Here is a 15,871-nt window from a genome sequence, read left to right as displayed (position 1 = left end):
AAGGGGAACCTCAGAACCACACGCGCACACCGGCCACCAGCGCGGTCTCGCGCGGGTGGTCGGCCGCGTCGGCGCTGCCGCCGAAGGAGCGGGTGTGGTTCACGCCGATGTAGGGCGCGAAGCGGCGGGTGACCTCGTAGCGCAGGCGCAGCCCGGCCTCGACACTGTTGAGCCCGCTGCCCTGGCCGGTGCGCGGATCGTCCTTGGCCGACAGGTCGGCCTCGATGCGCGGCTGCAGGATCAGGCGGTTGGTGAGCAGCAGCTCGTACTCGGCCTCCAGGCGCGCGCCGAGCTGGCCCGCGCTGCCCAGATACGCGGTGGCGGCGACCTCGAACTTGTACGGCGCCAGGCCCTGCACGCCGAGCGCGGCCCAGGTGCGCCCGTCGCGCGGGCGGAAGTCCTGGCGCACGCCGGCGACCAGATCCCACCAGGGCGTGATGCTGCGGCCGTAGAGCACTTCCAGATCGGCCGATTCGGTGCGACCCGCGCTGCGCTCGCCTTCGCTGCGCAGCCACAGGCGATTCACGTCGCCGCCGATCCAGCTGCTGGCTTCCCAGGCCTGGCCGTGCGCATCGCTGGCGTTCCATGCCTCCAGGCGATCCAGCTGCACCAGCCAGTTGAGCGTCGGGCCATGCGCCATGGAGGCGTGCGAGAGCTGCGGGAAGGCGGCCGCGCGGTCTGCGTCGGTCAGGACGGGAATGGGCTCGCGCGGTTGCTGCGATGCGCCGTGATCCATCGCCGAATGGTCCATCGCGGAGTGGTCCATCGAGGAGTGATCCATCGTGGAGTGATCCATCGTGGAGTGGTCCATCGCGGAGTGGTCCATCGAGGAGTGATCCATCGAGGAGTGATCCATCGAGGAGTGATCCATCGTGGAGTGATCCATCGTGGAGTGGTCCATCGCGGAGTGGTCCATCGAGGAGTGATCCATCGAGGAGTGATCCATCGAGGAGTGATCCATCGTGGAGTGATCCATCGTGGAGTGATCCATCGCAGCGCTTCCCATGGACGAGGCGTGCTGCTTCGGCCTGTGCGGGCATGGCGAGGACGAAGGCTGTCCATTGGCTTGCGCTTGCGCGGCCTTCTTGCAGGTGGCGTGCGGCGTTTCCGCGGCGGTCTGGCCGGCCAGCGCCGGCGACAAAACGAGCAGGCCCAGGGCGATGGCCAGTGCGGTGTGGGGCGAGGTCTGCATGCTCATTCCTCCACCCGCACTTCGCGCATCATCCCGCTGTCCATGTGGTAGAGCAGATGGCAGTGGTAGGCCCAGCGGCCCAGCGCGTCGGCGCGCACGCGATAGCTGCGGCGCGTGCCCGGCGGCATGTCCACGGTGTGCTTGCGCACCTGGAAGCGGCCCTGCGCATCCTCCACATCGCTCCACATGCCATGCAGATGGATGGGGTGCTGCATCATGGTGTCGTTGACCAGCACGATGCGCACGCGCTCGCCGTAGTTGAGCCGCAGCGGCTCGGCGCTGGCGAACGGGATGCCGTTGAACGACCAGGCGAACTTCTCCATGTTGCCGGTCAGGTGCAGCTCGATCTCGCGGCCGGGCTCGCGCCCGTCGGGATCGTCGAAGACGCTGCGCAGGTCCGCATAGGTCAGTACCTTGCGGCCGTTGTCGCGCAGGCCGATGCCGGGGTCGTCCAGCTTGGGCGCGGTGGCCATCGACTGCATGTCCACCAGCGGGTTGCCGGTCTCGCTGGCCGGATGCGCAGGCATGCCACCGGCGCCATGGCCCATCGCGCCGTGATCCATCCCGGCCATGCCGCCGTGGCCCATGGCCGAGTGATCCATGCCGGCCATGTCGCCGTGCCCCATCGCCGCATGGTCCATGCCCGGCATGCTGGCCATGTCGTGTCCGGCCGCACTGTGGTCCATGCCGCCCATCGCGCCCATGTCGTGGCCCATGTCGCCCATGCTCAGCAGCGGGCGCGGATCGAGCGCGGGAATCGGCGCCTCCAGCCCGATGCGGGTGGTCAGCGTGCCGCGCGCATAGCCGGTGCGGCCCATGTCCTGGGCGAAGACGGTGTAGGCCTCCTGGCCGCGCGGCTCGACGATCACGTCCACCGTCTCGGCCACGGCCATGCGGAACTCGTCCACGCTGACCGGATGGACGTATTGCCCGTCCACCGCGACCACGGTCATCTTCAGGCCCGGGATGCGGATGTCGAAATAGGTCATGTTGGCGGCGTTGATGAAGCGCAGCAGCACCTTCTCGCCCGGGCGGAACTCGCCGCTCCAGTTGGCCGCCGGCGTCGTGCCGTTCATCAGATAGGTGTAGGTGTGGCCGTTGACGTCGGACAGGTCGCTGGGCGTCATCCGCATCCGGCCCCACATGCCGCGGTCGGCCAGCGTGGCCGAGAGCCCGTCGCGCCGCGCATCGCGCACGAAGTCGCCCACCGTGCGCTGGTAGTAGTTGTCGTAGGACGCCATCTTCTTCAGCCTCCGGAACAGCGCGGCCGGATCCAGGTCGGTCCAGTCCGACAGCAGTACCACGTGCTCGCGGTCGTAGTGGTACGGCGGCGGCGTGGCCGGCTCGATGACGATGGGCCCGTACAGCCCTGCCTGCTCCTGATGCAGCGAATGGCTGTGGTACCAGTAGGTGCCCGACTGGCGCAGCTTGAAGCGGTACAGATAGGCCTCGCCCGGATAGATGCCGTCGAAGCTCAGGCCCGGCACGCCGTCCATGTTGGCCGGCAGCAGCAGGCCATGCCAGTGCACCGAGGTCTGCGTGCCGGCGGCCAGGCGATTGCTGACGCGGATGGTGACCGTGTCGCCTTCGCGCCAGCGCAGCAGCGGGGCGGGCAGGCGGCCGTTGACGGTGATCGCCGGCCGCTCGCGGCCGGTGAAGTTGACGCGGCTCGCGCCGATGGCCAGGTCGAATTGGGTGCCGCGCAGTTCGTCGGCGGCCGCGAGGCGGTCCTGGGCGAAGGCGGGTACCCGCGCCAGCCCGAGGCCGAGCGTGGCGCCGCCCAGCGCCAGGCCGGTGACGAAGGTACGGCGGGAAGGGTCCGGGACCCGATCGGGCCCGGAGAAAAAGCGTGATGGCATAGACGCCTCGATCGAAAGCCGTGCCGATGCGGCACGAAGTGCAGGCGCAGCGCGCCAGGCCAGGGCCGGGCTGCGACTGCGATCCAGGCCGCGACAGACGCGGCCGAGCGGGCGCTAACGGATCGGGGGGCGGATCAGCGGCGGCATGGCGGGCGCGCCGCGCGTGGTCGCGTCGAACGCCAGCGTGCGGCTGGCGGGTGCGTGCGGGTGCACCAGGGTCGGCAGCGCCGGCACGATGACCTGCGAGGCCGCGGCGCAGTGGCATTCGGACGAGGCGCAGCAGTGCTCACCATGCTTCTGGTGCGCGCCCTCCATCGCCTGCCCGCAGGCCGGCGCGGCGCGCTGGTGCATCTGGCAATCGGCCTGCGCGTGGCCGGGCCGATGCTGCATCGACGCGTGCGCTTCATGGCCGCGCGATGCCGACGATGCGGCCGGCCCGTGCGCATTCGCCGCCGCCTGCGCCCAGGCGCGCGCCGCAGCGTCGCCTGCGCCATTCAGCAGCAGGATCGTGCACAACAGCAGGCGCAGGAGGGCGGACGGCAGCGACAAGGCGGATGCGGAAGCAGCGAGGAATGGCTGCAGGATAACCAAGAGATCCGCACGGGCAAGCCGATCGCCGCGCGTGGCCCCAGATAGGACAGAACCCTGGAGCCCACTCCACAAGGCCCTGCACGACGCATCGTCGTTCGTGGAATGAACAAATAATGAATGTCCATCTCGCAATGCAACAATCACGTTGACTCTGGACTTAGGTCCAAGTCTTAGGGTCCACCTCATGAACTCCACACCGCCACGTTCCCACTTCACGATCGGCGTGCTGGCCCAGCAGTCCGGGGTGGCGATCGACACGATCCGCTACTACGAGCGCGAGGGGCTGCTCTCGCCCGCCTATCGCCGCGCTTCGGGCTATCGCGAATACGACACGCAGTCGGTCGAGCGCATGCGCTTCATCCTGCGCGCCAAGGAGCTGGGCTTCAGCCTGGAGGAGATCCGCGAGCTGCTGGCGCTGGAATCCGATCGGGTCAACGGCGTGGAAGGCGTCAAGCAGCGCGCCAGCCGGCGCCTGCAGGAGTTGAACGTGCGCATCGCCCAGCTCACCGAGATGCGCGACGCCCTGGCGCGGCTGATCGACGCCTGCCCCGGCTGCGGCGAGCCGGAAGGCTGCCCGATCCTCTCCAGCATCCACGGCGCGCCGCCCGAGTCGAACGATGCGGCCGCGCCTTCGCCCGCGCCGGCCTCGTGCTGCGGCGCGGATCTCAAAGACAGGAAACACGATTCATGAGTCAGGCGGCAGCCACCACGTTGAACTTCCCGGTCCGCGGCATGACCTGCGCGGCGTGCGCGACCACGATCGAGAAGCTGCTCAACAAGCACCCGGGCGTCAAGGCGACGGTCAACTTTGCCAGCGAACGCGTGCAGCTGCAGTACGACCGCACCCTGGTCCAGCCGCAGGCCCTGGTGGAGACGCTGGACAAGGCCGGCTTCTCGGTGCCGCCGGAGACCGTGGCGCTGGAGATCACCGGCATGAGCTGCGCCGCCTGCGCGGCCGGCATCGAAGGCGTGCTGGCCAAGACGCCCGGCGTGATCGCCGGCAACGTCAACTTCGCCTCTGCCAAGGCGCGGGTGGAATATACCCCGGGCGTGGTCGACGTGGCGCAGATCGTCGAGCGCATCGGCAAGGCCGGCTTCGGCGCGAGCGAGGTGCGCGAGATCGGCGAGGCCGAGATGGCCGCGCGCGAGGCCGGCGAACGCGCGGCCTGGCGCCGCCAGGTCTGGATGTTCGTGGCCTCGGTGGTGCTGACCCTGCCGCTGTTCGCGCAGATGTTCACCATGTTCGACTTCGCCGACCTGGGCCACGCGCTGGGCGGCCACCACGCCGAACTGCTGCCGCGCTGGCTGCAGCTGGTGCTGGCCACGCCGGTGCAGTTCTGGATCGGCGCGCGCTTCTACAAGGCGGCCTTCAAGTCGCTGCGCAGCGGCACGGCCAACATGGACGTGCTCGTGGCGCTGGGCACGTCCATGGCCTATCTGTACAGCGTGGTGGTGACGGTACTGGATCTGCCGGGCCAGCATGTGTACTTCGAGGCCAGCGCCTCGATCATCACCCTGATCCTGCTCGGACGCCTGCTGGAGACGCGCGCCAAGCGCAAGACCTCCTCGGCGATCCGCGCGCTGCTCAACCTCAAGCCCAAGACCGCCAAGGTCGAACGCGACGGCAAGCTGGTCGAGGTCGATGCCGGCAGCCTGGTGGTGGGCGATGTGTTCGTGGTCGCCGCGGGCGAAAGCGTGCCGGTGGACGGCGAAGTGCTCAGCGGCACCTCCAGCGTGGACGAGGCGATGCTCTCGGGCGAGTCGATGCCGGTGAACAAGGAGCCCGGCAGCCGGCTGTTCGCCGCCACGGTCAACCAGTACGGCATGCTGCGCGCGCGCGCCACCGGCATCGGCGCGGACACCATGCTGGCCCAGATCATCCGCATGGTCGACGAGGCGCAAGGCTCCAAGGCGCCGATCCAGCACCTGGTCGACCGGATCGCCGGCATCTTCGTACCCGTCGTCGTGGCCATCGCCGCGCTGACCCTGGCCATCACCTGGATGGTGGCCGGCAGCTTCTCCGTCGCGTTGGTGCACGCGGTCGCGGTGCTGGTGATCGCCTGTCCGTGCTCGCTGGGCCTGGCCACGCCGACGGCGATCATGGTCGGCACCGGCATGGGCGCGCGCGCCGGCATCCTGATCCGCAACGCCGAGGTGCTCGAACGCGCCCGCGCGCTCAAGACCCTGGTGGTCGACAAGACCGGCACCCTGACCGAAGGCAAGCCGCAGGTGACCGATCTGCTGCCCAGCGCGGAGATCGAACGCGATGCCCTGCTGCGCCTGGCGGCCAGCCTGGAGGCCGGCTCGGAGCATCCGCTGGCCAAGGCGATCATGCAGGCCGCCGAGGCGGCCGGCGTGCAGGCGGCGGGCGTGACCGACTTCGAGACGATCCCGGGCAAGGGCGTGCGCGGCGTGATCGACGGGCGCCAGGCGATCCTGGGCTCGCCGGCCTGGCTGGCGGCCGAGCAGGCCCGCACCAGCACCGCGCTGGAAGCCCGCGCCCAGGCCGTGCAGGCCCAGGGCAAGACCGTGGTCGGCGTCGCGGTGGACGGCGTGACCGCCGGCTTCATCGCCATCGCCGACCAGCTGCGCGACACCTCGCGCGAGGCCGTGCGCCGGCTGCAGGCCATGGGCGTGGACGTGGTGATGATGACCGGCGACAACCGCCACACCGCCGAGGCGATCGCGCGCCAGGCCGGGATCACGCGCTATTTCGCCGAAGTCCTGCCGCAGCACAAGGCCGATGAGGTCAAGCGCCTGCAGCAGGCGCAGGTCGGGCACGTGGGCATGGTCGGCGACGGCATCAACGACGCACCGGCGCTGGCCGCGGCCGATGTGAGCCTGGCCATCGGCGCCGGCTCGGACATCGCCATCGAGGCGGCCGACGTGGTGCTGGTCAAGGGCGACCTGCGCCATGTGGCCACCGCCATCGACCTGTCCAGCGCCACGCTGCGCAAGATCCGCCAGAACCTGTTCTTCGCCTTCTTCTACAACGTGCTCGGCATCCCGCTGGCCGCCTTCGGCCTGCTCAATCCGGTCATCGCCGGCGCGGCGATGGCGATGAGCTCGATCTCGGTGGTGAGCAATTCGCTGCTGCTCAACCGCTGGCGTCCGAAATGATCGGATCGCCCTGGCCGGCCCGCTTTGAAGTCCCACTTCCCACACCCAAGGAAAGCCCAAGATGCATATCGAACTGACCGTAGACGGCATGAAGTGCGGAGGCTGCTCCGGCCGCCTCAAGCGCGTGCTGGAAGGCACCGACGGCGTGCAGGCCACGCAGATCGTGCTGGAGACCAAGCAGGTCGCCGTCGATTTCGACGAGGCCGGCATCGACGTCGATGCGATCAAGCACGTGATCACCGACGCCGGCTTCACCGTGCTGGCCGCCTGAGGCATGACCGGCCTGCGCCTGGCGGAATGACGGCGCGCCTACGGCCCGCGTTCGACGCGTGCCGCAGGCGCCCGGCCGACCGCCAGCACGCACAGGCCACCGACGCTGCAGCGGGGAGACGCCGCGGCGAAGGATGAAGGACAAGGACCGGAGCGGCGGAGGGGCCGTCCGAGGAGAAGGGGAACGCTTTCGCAGACGTCCGTTGTGCTGGCCGCCGTCCAGGCGGCCCGTGGCGGCGCGCTGCCACCTGGGGCCATCGCGCTCTGCCCGCTGCCGTTGCCACGGAGCCTCGATGAACGACACCGACCACGACGAAAGGCACCTGCCGAAGGTCCCGGCGCGTCAGCTCTGGCGCCTGCTGGGCGGCTACTGGCGCTCGGACGACCGGCTCATGGCCTGGCTCCTGCTGCTGTCCATCCCCGCGCTGCACGGGGTGATGGTCTACCAGGGCCTGCTGCAGAACCGCATCTACGGGGTGATGTTCGATGCGCTGGGCGATCGCCAGGCCAGCGTGTTCTGGCGGCAGCTGATCCTCACCGGCGCCGTCATGGCCACCTGGGTGCTGGCCCATACCCTGGTGGAATGGCTGATGCAGCTGCTCTACATGCGCTGGCGCACCTGGCTCAATGCGCACTTCTCCGACCGCTGGCTGGAGCGCAAGGCCTATTACCGCATGGACCGCACCGGCAGCATCGACAACCCGGATCAGCGCCTGTCCGAGGACCTGCAGATCCTGACCGAGAAGGGCGTGACCAAGGGCTTCGAGTTCCTGCACCAGATGGGCGTGGTGGTGGTCTTCACCGGCGTGCTATGGAACCTCTCGCGCGATATCGCCTTCACCGTCGCCGGGCAGCAGGTGGCCATTCCCGGGCTGGTGGTCTTCGTGTTCCTGGGCTTCTGCCTGCTCAGCACCGGCCTGGTGGAATGGCTGGGGCGGCCGCTGCTGCGCGCCCGCTATCGCCAGCAGGCGCGCGAGGGCGACTACCGCTTCGCCCTGGTGCGCGTGCGCGAGCACGCCGAGCCCATCGCGCTCTACGCGGGCGAGGCGTCCGAGCGCCGCCGCCTGGGCGGCGCCTTCGGCCGCATCCGCCAGAACTGGCGCAAGGTGGTGCGCCATACCTTCAGCGTCAATCTGGCCACCGATACCGGCAACCAGGGCGTGCAGCTGCTGCCGTGGATGCTCGGCGCCGGCGCGTACTTCGCCGGCGGCCTCTCGCTCGGCCAGCTGACGCGGCTGCATCAGACCTGCAACCAGACCCGCATCGGCCTGCTGTGGTTCATCCAGAACTACACCGAGCTGGCCGACGTGCGCGCCGCGCTGGCGCGCCTGGTCGAGCTGGACCACGCGCTGGACACCCACGATGCGCGCCACGACATCGTCGTGGCCGACAGCCAGGACGAGGTACTGCGCACCTACGCGCTGGCGCTGGAGTGCCCGGACGGGCGCGCGCTGGGCGAGCCGGTCTCGGTGGACATCAAGGCCGGGTCGAGCTGCGTGATCGTGGGGCCGTCCGGCTGTGGCAAGAGCACGTTCCTGCTGTCGCTGGCCGGCCTATGGCCGCACGGGCATGGCCGCATCGAGATGCCGCGCGGACGGCGCAGCATGTTCATCCCGCAGCGGCCCTACGTGCCGATCGGCTCGTTGAAGGAGGCGCTGTGCTACCCGGGCGACAGCGCCGACTTCGACGACCAAAGCTGCGTCGACGCCTTGCGCGCCTGCCGGCTGGAGCATCACGCCCAGCGCCTGGACGAGGTCGATCACTGGAGCAAGCGGCTCTCGCCCGGCGAGCAGCAGCGCCTGGCGTTCGCGCGCGTGCTGATGCAGCGCCCGCAGACGCTGTTCCTGGACGAGGCCACCTCGGCCCTGGACCAGGACACCGAGGCCTTGCTCTACCGGCAACTGCGCGAGCGGCTGCCGGGCTGCACGGTGATCAGCGTCGCCCATCGCGACTCGGTCATCGCCATGCACGAACGCAAGCTGAGTTTCTCCGGCGCGGGCAGGCCGGCGTGGTGTTCCGCGCCGCCTGCGCAGGTGGTCCCCGCGACGGGCTAGCCAGCCGGACCACGCAACAGCGGTAAGCGCCCAGGTGGGAAGGCCGGGTGCGCAGGCGCGCGGGGAGCGCGCCTGACACAAGCAAGTGGGGGGCGTAGCTCCCATCCCGGACGAGGCGGCCCGTGCCGCAGCGGCGGGCGAGTTTGACCCAGCGGTTCCCTTCTTCTCACGACCGGAGAGCCTTCGTTGAACACGATCACCCTGAGCGCACTGGCCATCGCCGTGTCCCTCTGCCTTGCCAGCGCGGCCCATGCCCAGACCGCGGACGCCGACGAAACGCAGGCGTCCAACCCGTTCACACAGCAGGTCCAGCCGCGACAGCTGGATGGCGTCAGCGTCACCGGCTCGCTGCTGCCGCGCAGCCAGCTGGAGACCTTCGTGCCCACCGTGACCATCACCCATCAGGACATGGTCCGGCAGGGCTTCAAGGACGTCGCCACCGCGCTGCGCGCGTCCACCCTGGGCGGCGGCGGCCTGCGCGAAGGCGCACCGATCGGCTCGGGCAATACGCAGGCCACGCGTTCGGTCAACCTGTTCGGCCTGGGCGCCAGCTATACCAAGATCCTGATCAACGGCCATCCCTTCGCCAACTTCCCGATGGCGGCCAATACCACCGACGGCGGCATGCTGGCCGACCTGAGCAACATCCCGATGGCGATGATCGACCGCGTCGAGATCCTGCCCGGCAGCCAGTCGGCGACCTATGGCGCCGACGCGGTGGCCGGCGTGGTCAACATCCTCCTGCGCCGCGATGTGCAAGGCACGGAGGTCAGCGTCCAGTCCAACGTCTACACCGAAGGCGGCGGCGCCAGCCAGCGGCTGCAGCTGGTGGGCGGAAGCGCGCTGGGCAGCGCCACCTCGCTGACCTATGCGCTGCAGTACGACCATGCCGCGCCGCTGCTGGGCACCGAGCGCAGGCTCACCGCCTACACGCCGGCCAAGGACGATGCCTTCGCCCGCACCTCGGCCACGTCCTACTACGATCCGGGCGCGCAGGGCTGCGCCCAGATGGCCGACCTGTTCGGCGGCACGATGGAATACAAGACCAACGGTGCGGCCAGGTACTGCGGTTCGGACAACACCGCGGCCTCGGTCTCCACCTACGACGCGGCGCGGCGCACGGTGGCCGGCTATCTTTCGCTCCAGCACGATGTCTCCGAGCGCATGACCGCCTATGCGGACCTGAACTACGCCCTGGGCCAGACGCAGAGCAACTGCTGCCTGACCTGGTACTGGCAGAACGTGACCGACCAGGCCTCCGGCAGGAACTACCTGATCTCGCGCGAGTTCGCGCTGGAGGAGATCGGCGGATTCGGCAACGCGGCCCGGCGCAACCGGACCCATCAGTACGACTTCACCGGCGGCCTGCGCGGCGATCTCGGCGATGGCGACTGGCGCTACGACGCCTACTATTCGCGCTCGGCGTATGCGGTCAAGCAGCACCAGCTGCAGCCGGTGACGCCGACGATGAATGCCTACCTGGCCCAGCGCTACCGCGATGTGCGCCAGGTCTTCGTGCCGCTGACGCCGCAGGAGTATCTGGGTTTCAGTTACGACCAAACGCGCAAGGCAGACACGATGACCCAGCAGGTCAGCGCGCGGGTCTACAACACTCGCCTGTTCGGCCTGCCCGGCGGCGACGCGGGCCTGGCGGTCCTGCTGGAAGGCGGCAACGAGCGCTGGAACGACAGCCCCGACGCCATGTCCCGCTCCGGTGCGATGTTCGGCGGCGCCACGCAGGCCAGCCACGGCGATCGCGATCGCTGGGGCGGCGCGGTGCAGATGGATCTGCCGGTGGCCTCGATGCTGACCGCGACCCTGGCCGGTCGCTACGACGACTACCGCTACTCCGGCTACGACCGCAACCGCCCGACCTGGCGCCTGGGCCTAGAGTTCCGGCCGTTCGAAAGCCTGCTGTTGCGCGGCGGCCTGGGCACCTCGTTCCGCGCGCCGGACATGTCCTTCCTGTATTCGGGCGCCAGCAAGGGCAACCAGAACACCTACGACTTCTATCGCTGCGATCAGCTGGGCGTGTCGCGCAGCAGTACGCAGTGCCGCTACATCATGCCCAGCTACACCAGCGGCAACCTGGCGCTGGAGCCGGTGACCTCCAAGTCCAAGAGCATCGGCCTGGTGTGGGCGCCGCTGCGCAACCTGACCTTCAACGCCGACTTCATGGACATCGAGATCCACAACGAGGTGCGCGCGCTGAGTCTGGCCAACATCCTCTTCGACGAGGCCGCCTGCCGGCAGAACGGGCAGGCGTCCTACCTGCCCAGCTGCGCCGACGCGCTGGCCCGGGTCAGCCGCGGCGCCGACGGGCTGATCACCGGCGTGCAGAACGGGTACTTCAACGTGGCCTACAAGCAGATGAAGCTGCTGATGGGCGGGGCCCACTATCGCCTGGCCACCGAGCGCCTGGGCAGCTGGAACTTCAAGCTCAACGCCAGTCGCATCGTCGACTACCGGGCGCAGCTGGATTCGGTGTCGCCCATCGTCGATGTGATCGACGAGCCCAAGGGCCAGGCCAGCTTCTTCCCGCGCATGCTCAACGCCACCGTCGGCTGGGAGCAGGGGCCGCTGTCGGTCACCCTGTGGGGCGTGCGCTACGGCAAGACGCCCAACTTCTCGGTGCGCACCTGGGGCTGGAGCCCGACCGCGGCGCAGGTGGCGCTGTACGGCCCGCCCGGCTACGACGATGCCTGGCTGCTGTTCAACGGCTCGGTGCAGTATCAGCTGCCGTTCCAGGCCACGTTGTCGCTGGCGGTCACCAACCTGGCCAACAGGATGCCGCCGAACCGCAACTGGACCTCCGCGCCGTACTTCAACTCCCAGCTCTACAACGTCTATGGGCGCGGCCTGAGCTTCGAGGTCACCAAGAAATTCTGAGCGCCTCATGCGGTCGCCCGCTTCGCTCCATCGGGCATCGGCGCGACCGCCTTGCACACCAATCGGGAATCTCCATGTCTTCTTTGATCGCCCAGGCCGAGCAGCGCCTGCTGGCACCGGCCTGCCTGTCCCTGGACGGGCTGGATCGGGTCTTCGCGCGTCTGCTGGCGCCGTCCACCGACGAGGCCGACCTCTATTTCCAGCAGACGCGCAGCGAGTCCTGGTCGCTCGAGGATGGCATCGTCAAGCAGGCGCGCCACAGCAGCGCGCAGGGCGTCGGCCTGCGCGCGGTCTGCGGCGACAGGACCGGCTTCGCCTACACCGATGCGATGGAGCTGTCGGCGCTGCTCAAGGCGGCCGGCTCGGCCCGGGCCATCGCGCAGGCGGGCGGGCAGGGGCGTGCGCATGCGCTGGTCCGCAACGCGCCGGCGCCGCTGTACGAGGCCATCGATCCCATCGATGGCCTGGCCGCGGAGGAGAAGGTCGCGCTGCTGCGCACGATCGACGCAGCGGCGCGCGCCCTGGACCCGCGCATCAGGCAGGTCAGCGCCAGCCTGATGGCCAGCTGCGAGACCGTCCTGATCGTCGCCGCCGACGGCACGCTGGTCGCCGACGTGCGGCCGCTGGTGCGGCTCAACGTGCAGGTGATCGCCGAACACGATGGCCGCCGCGAATCGGGCAGCGCCGGCGGCGGCGGACGCTACGACCTGGCGACGCTGATCGAGGGCGGTGCCGCGCTCGAGCACACGCGCGAGGCGGTGCGCCGCGCGCTGGTCAATCTGGAATCGGTCGCCGCGCCCGCCGGTGAGATGACCGTCGTGGTGGGACCCGGATGGCCGGGCGTGCTGCTGCACGAGGCCGTGGGCCATGGCCTGGAAGGCGACTTCAACCGCAAGCAGACCTCGGTGTTCTCCGAGCGCATGGGCCAGCGCGTGGCGGCCAGGGGCGTGACCATCGTCGACGACGGCACGCTGGCCGGCCGGCGTGGCTCGCTCTCGGTGGACGACGAAGGCACGCCGACCCAGCGCACCACGCTGATCGAGGACGGCGTGCTCAAGGGCTATCTGCACGATCGCATGAGCGCCCGGCTGATGGGCAAGGCGCGCACCGGCAACGGCCGGCGCGAGTCGTATGCCCACCTGCCGATGCCGCGCATGACCAATACCTACATGCTGCCGGGCGAGCACGCGCCCGAGGAGATCCTGCGCTCGGTCAGACGCGGGCTGTATGCGGTGAACTTCGCCGGCGGCCAGGTCGACATCACCAGCGGCAAGTTCGTGTTCTCCGCCAATGAGGCCTATCTGGTCGAGGACGGGCGCATCGTCGCGCCGGTGCGCGGCGCGACGCTGATCGGCGCCGGGGCCGAGGTGCTGAGCCGGATCTCGATGATCGGCAACGACCTGCGGCTGGACGCCGGCATCGCCATCTGCGGCAAGGCCGGGCAGAGCGTGCCGGTCGGCGTGGGCCAGCCCACCCTGCGCATCGATGCGATGACCGTGGGCGGGACCGCCGCATGAACCTGCGCGTCCATCCCGATGCGAACCAGGACGATCCCCAGCTGCTCGAGCTCGCCACGCTGTGCGAGCAGACCGTGGCCGCGTGCCGCGTCTTGGGCGCCGACCAGGCCGAGGTCGTCGCGCACGCCGCCAGCGGGCTGGAGGTGGGCGTGCGCAGGGATCAGGTCGAGACCCTGATCCGCAGCCAGGACGTCAGCGTGACCGTGACGGCCTGGCGCGCGGGCCGCAAAGGCGTGGTCAGTGTCGGCGACACACGCGCTGGCTCCCTGCGCGAGGCGGCCGAGCGCGCCTGCGCCTTCGCGCGCCTGACCGAGCCGGATGTCCACGGCGGACTGGCCGATCCGGACGGGTCTGCGCGCCAGCGGCCGCCGCTGGACCTGTGGCATCCCTGGGCACTGGAGGCCGAGCACGCCATCGCACTGGCCCGGCAGACCGAAGCCGCAGGGCGCGACTTCGACGCCCGGATCGCCAACACCAACGGCGCGCAGCTCGGCACGAGCGCGGAGCGCTCGGCGCGCGCCGATTCCAACGGCTTCCTCGGCACCGCCAGGCGGACCCGCCACCAGCTGTGGGCCTCGTTCATCACCCGCGACGCGCGCGGCATGCAGACGGGCAGCTGGTACGACAGCCGCTGTTCGCCCCAGGACCTGCAGGATCCGATCGAGATCGGCCGGCGCGCGGCGCTGCACGCCGTGCAGCGGCTGGGCGCACGCCGGCTCGGCACGCGTCAGTGCCCGGTGCTGTTCGCCGCGGACGTGGCGGCCGGCCTGCTCGGCCACTTCCTGGAGGCGGTGAGCGGCGCCGCGCTCTGCCAGCAGGCCAGCTTCCTGGCCGACGGCCTGGGGAGGACGGTGTTTCCCGCCTTCATGGACCTGCACGAGCGCCCGCATCTGCCGCGCGGCGCCGGTTCGCGCCACTTCGATGCCGAAGGCGTCGCCGCGGCAGACGACGCCTTGGTCCTGGGCGGCCGGCTGCAGCGCTATGCCCTCGACGTCCGTTCGGCGCGCCAGCTGGGCATGGCCAGCACCGGCAACGCCGGCGGCCTCAGCAATCTGCAGGTCGGTCATGGAACGGAGGATCTCGATGGCCTGCTGCGCCGCATGCACACCGGCCTGCTGGTGACGCAGGTGATGGGGCAGGGCGTGTCGATCGTGACCGGCGACTACTCGCGCGGCGTGTCCGGCTTCTGGGTCGAGCACGGCGCCATCGCCTATCCCGTGGACGAGATCACCATCGCCTCCAACCTGCGCGAAATGTTCGCCGGCATCGTCGCGGTCGGCCGCGATGTGGACACGCGCGGGCGGATCCGCACGGGATCGCTGCTGATCGAGCGCATGACGGTTGCCGGTGCGGGCTGAAGTCTTGGAGACGGCCAGGAACGCGCATCGAGTGCGTCGAAGGCGATGGCCTCCATGGCAGCTGCGGAGCCGCAGGTTAGATGGACGCGATCACGCGCCCTGCGCCCTGACGAAATCGATGAAGGCCCGCAGCGGCGGCGGCACCAGCACGCGATTGGGGTAGTACAGGAAGGGGCCCTGAAACGTCTGCCACCACGGCTTGAGCACGGGCTCCAGCGCGCCGGACGCCAGATGCGGCTGGAGCCAGTCCTCGAACAGATGGACGATGCCATTGCCGGCGACGGCCGCCTCGATCGCCAGGTCGACCCCTCCGCCGAGCTCCACCAGCAGCTGTCCGCGCGGGACGATGGTGATCACGTCCTCGCCCTGCTCGAACTCCCATTCGGACACCACGCCGCTGGGAAAGCGCCCGCGGATGCAGTCGTGGGCGAAGAGGTCGCGGGGATGGGCCGGGCGCCCGCGCCGGTCCAGATACGAGGGGGAGGCCGCGGTCGCGCTGCGCTGCACGCGTGGGCCGATCGGGAGGGCGATCATGTCCTGCTGCAGACGCTCGCCATAGCGAATGCCCGCATCGCAGCCGGCGGCGATGACGTCGACGAAGCTCTCCTGGGTCAGCACCTCCACGCTGATATCGGGATAGCGCGCCATGAAGGGCGGCAGGATCCGCGGCAGGACCAGGCGCGCGGCGCTGACCGGCACATTGAGCCGCAGCGTGCCGGTGGGCGTGCTCCTGAATCCGCTCATCGCGTCGGTCGCGGTGTCCAGTTCCCGCAGGGCGGGCTCGATGCGCGCCAGCAGCGCCTTGCCTGCGTCGGTCAGGCCGACACTGCGGGTCGTGCGGTTGAGCAGGCGCACCCCGAGCCGCGCTTCCAGGCGCTTGACCGCATCGCTGAGCTTGGACGCACTGATCCCGGCCACCCTGGCCGCCTCGCGGAATCCCGCGGCCCGCGCCACCAGGACAAAGGCCTGCATCTCGCCCAGCTGGTTCGTCATTGTTCGCTGATCCGGACGGCCTGTTCGC

At 69.8% G+C, this 15,871-nt stretch carries 11 protein-coding genes; 7 read left to right on the top strand and 4 right to left on the bottom strand.

Annotated elements, in window-relative coordinates:
• Positions 1–10: 10 nt before the first annotated feature.
• From MWN52_RS15365 to MWN52_RS15355, 3 genes are all read right to left on the bottom strand, one after another.
• On the bottom strand, positions 11–946 hold the full coding sequence (locus tag MWN52_RS15365) for a copper resistance protein B (protein WP_425608134.1): 936 nt from the start codon (positions 944–946) through the stop codon (positions 11–13).
• Positions 947–1,194: 248 nt separating this feature from the next.
• Positions 1,195–3,051, bottom strand: a complete 1,857-nt coding sequence (locus MWN52_RS15360) for a copper resistance system multicopper oxidase (RefSeq protein ID WP_286575354.1) — start codon at positions 3,049–3,051, stop codon at positions 1,195–1,197.
• Positions 3,052–3,165: 114 nt separating this feature from the next.
• Entirely contained in the window at positions 3,166–3,600 is a 435-nt protein-coding gene (locus MWN52_RS15355; RefSeq protein WP_286575352.1) for a CopL family metal-binding regulatory protein, read from the bottom strand.
• A gap of 226 nt (positions 3,601–3,826) precedes the next feature.
• On the opposite strand from MWN52_RS15355, the gene MWN52_RS15350 reads away from it, so the two are divergent.
• From MWN52_RS15350 to MWN52_RS15320, 7 genes are all read left to right on the top strand, one after another.
• Complete coding sequence (locus MWN52_RS15350) at positions 3,827–4,333, top strand: heavy metal-responsive transcriptional regulator (protein WP_286575351.1); 507 nt, start codon at positions 3,827–3,829, stop codon at positions 4,331–4,333.
• The gene (locus MWN52_RS15345) at positions 4,330–6,762 is read left to right on the top strand and encodes a heavy metal translocating P-type ATPase (RefSeq protein ID WP_286575349.1); all 2,433 of its coding nucleotides are present in this window, start codon (positions 4,330–4,332) and stop codon (positions 6,760–6,762) included. Before MWN52_RS15350 ends, MWN52_RS15345 begins: the two co-directional genes overlap by 4 nt.
• Before the next feature lie 61 nt (positions 6,763–6,823).
• Complete coding sequence (locus MWN52_RS15340) at positions 6,824–7,033, top strand: heavy-metal-associated domain-containing protein (protein WP_234852709.1); 210 nt, start codon at positions 6,824–6,826, stop codon at positions 7,031–7,033.
• 292 nt (positions 7,034–7,325) lie between these two features.
• The gene (locus MWN52_RS15335) at positions 7,326–9,086 is read left to right on the top strand and encodes an ABC transporter ATP-binding protein/permease (RefSeq protein ID WP_286575346.1); all 1,761 of its coding nucleotides are present in this window, start codon (positions 7,326–7,328) and stop codon (positions 9,084–9,086) included.
• A 186-nt stretch (positions 9,087–9,272) separates the two neighbouring features.
• On the top strand, positions 9,273–11,975 hold the full coding sequence (locus tag MWN52_RS15330) for a TonB-dependent receptor domain-containing protein (RefSeq protein WP_286575345.1): 2,703 nt from the start codon (positions 9,273–9,275) through the stop codon (positions 11,973–11,975).
• A gap of 74 nt (positions 11,976–12,049) precedes the next feature.
• Positions 12,050–13,492, top strand: a complete 1,443-nt coding sequence (gene tldD, locus MWN52_RS15325; RefSeq protein WP_286575343.1) for a metalloprotease TldD — start codon at positions 12,050–12,052, stop codon at positions 13,490–13,492.
• Positions 13,489–14,850: a TldD/PmbA family protein gene (locus MWN52_RS15320; protein ID WP_286575341.1), complete on the top strand. Its 1,362-nt coding sequence runs from the start codon at positions 13,489–13,491 to the stop codon at positions 14,848–14,850. The genes tldD and MWN52_RS15320 overlap by 4 nt, the downstream gene beginning before the upstream one ends.
• A gap of 90 nt (positions 14,851–14,940) precedes the next feature.
• On the opposite strand, the gene MWN52_RS15315 is transcribed toward MWN52_RS15320, so the two are convergent.
• The gene (locus MWN52_RS15315; RefSeq protein WP_286577762.1) at positions 14,941–15,822 is read right to left on the bottom strand and encodes a LysR family transcriptional regulator; all 882 of its coding nucleotides are present in this window, start codon (positions 15,820–15,822) and stop codon (positions 14,941–14,943) included.
• Positions 15,823–15,871 lie beyond the last annotated feature (49 nt).

Origin of the sequence: Pseudoxanthomonas winnipegensis (assembly GCF_030322905.1) — a bacterium.
GTDB classification, from domain to species: Bacteria; Pseudomonadota; Gammaproteobacteria; order Xanthomonadales; family Xanthomonadaceae; genus Pseudoxanthomonas_A; species Pseudoxanthomonas_A winnipegensis.
This window is presented reverse-complemented; position numbering and strand designations above follow the sequence as displayed.

Bases quoted from the DNA above. Each gene is read 5' to 3' on its own strand.
- MWN52_RS15365 (WP_425608134.1), bottom strand. From the start codon at position 946: ATGGATCACTCCTCGATGGATCACTCCTCGATGGACCACTCCGCGATG.
- MWN52_RS15360 (WP_286575354.1), bottom strand. From the start codon at position 3,051: ATGCCATCACGCTTTTTCTCCGGGCCCGATCGGGTCCCGGACCCTTCC.
- MWN52_RS15350 (WP_286575351.1), top strand. From the start codon at position 3,827: ATGAACTCCACACCGCCACGTTCCCACTTCACGATCGGCGTGCTGGCC.
- MWN52_RS15345 (WP_286575349.1), top strand. From the start codon at position 4,330: ATGAGTCAGGCGGCAGCCACCACGTTGAACTTCCCGGTCCGCGGCATG.
- MWN52_RS15340 (WP_234852709.1), top strand. From the start codon at position 6,824: ATGCATATCGAACTGACCGTAGACGGCATGAAGTGCGGAGGCTGCTCC.
- MWN52_RS15335 (WP_286575346.1), top strand. From the start codon at position 7,326: ATGAACGACACCGACCACGACGAAAGGCACCTGCCGAAGGTCCCGGCG.
- tldD (WP_286575343.1), top strand. From the start codon at position 12,050: ATGTCTTCTTTGATCGCCCAGGCCGAGCAGCGCCTGCTGGCACCGGCC.
- MWN52_RS15320 (WP_286575341.1), top strand. From the start codon at position 13,489: ATGAACCTGCGCGTCCATCCCGATGCGAACCAGGACGATCCCCAGCTG.
- MWN52_RS15315 (WP_286577762.1), bottom strand. From the start codon at position 15,822: ATGCAGGCCTTTGTCCTGGTGGCGCGGGCCGCGGGATTCCGCGAGGCG.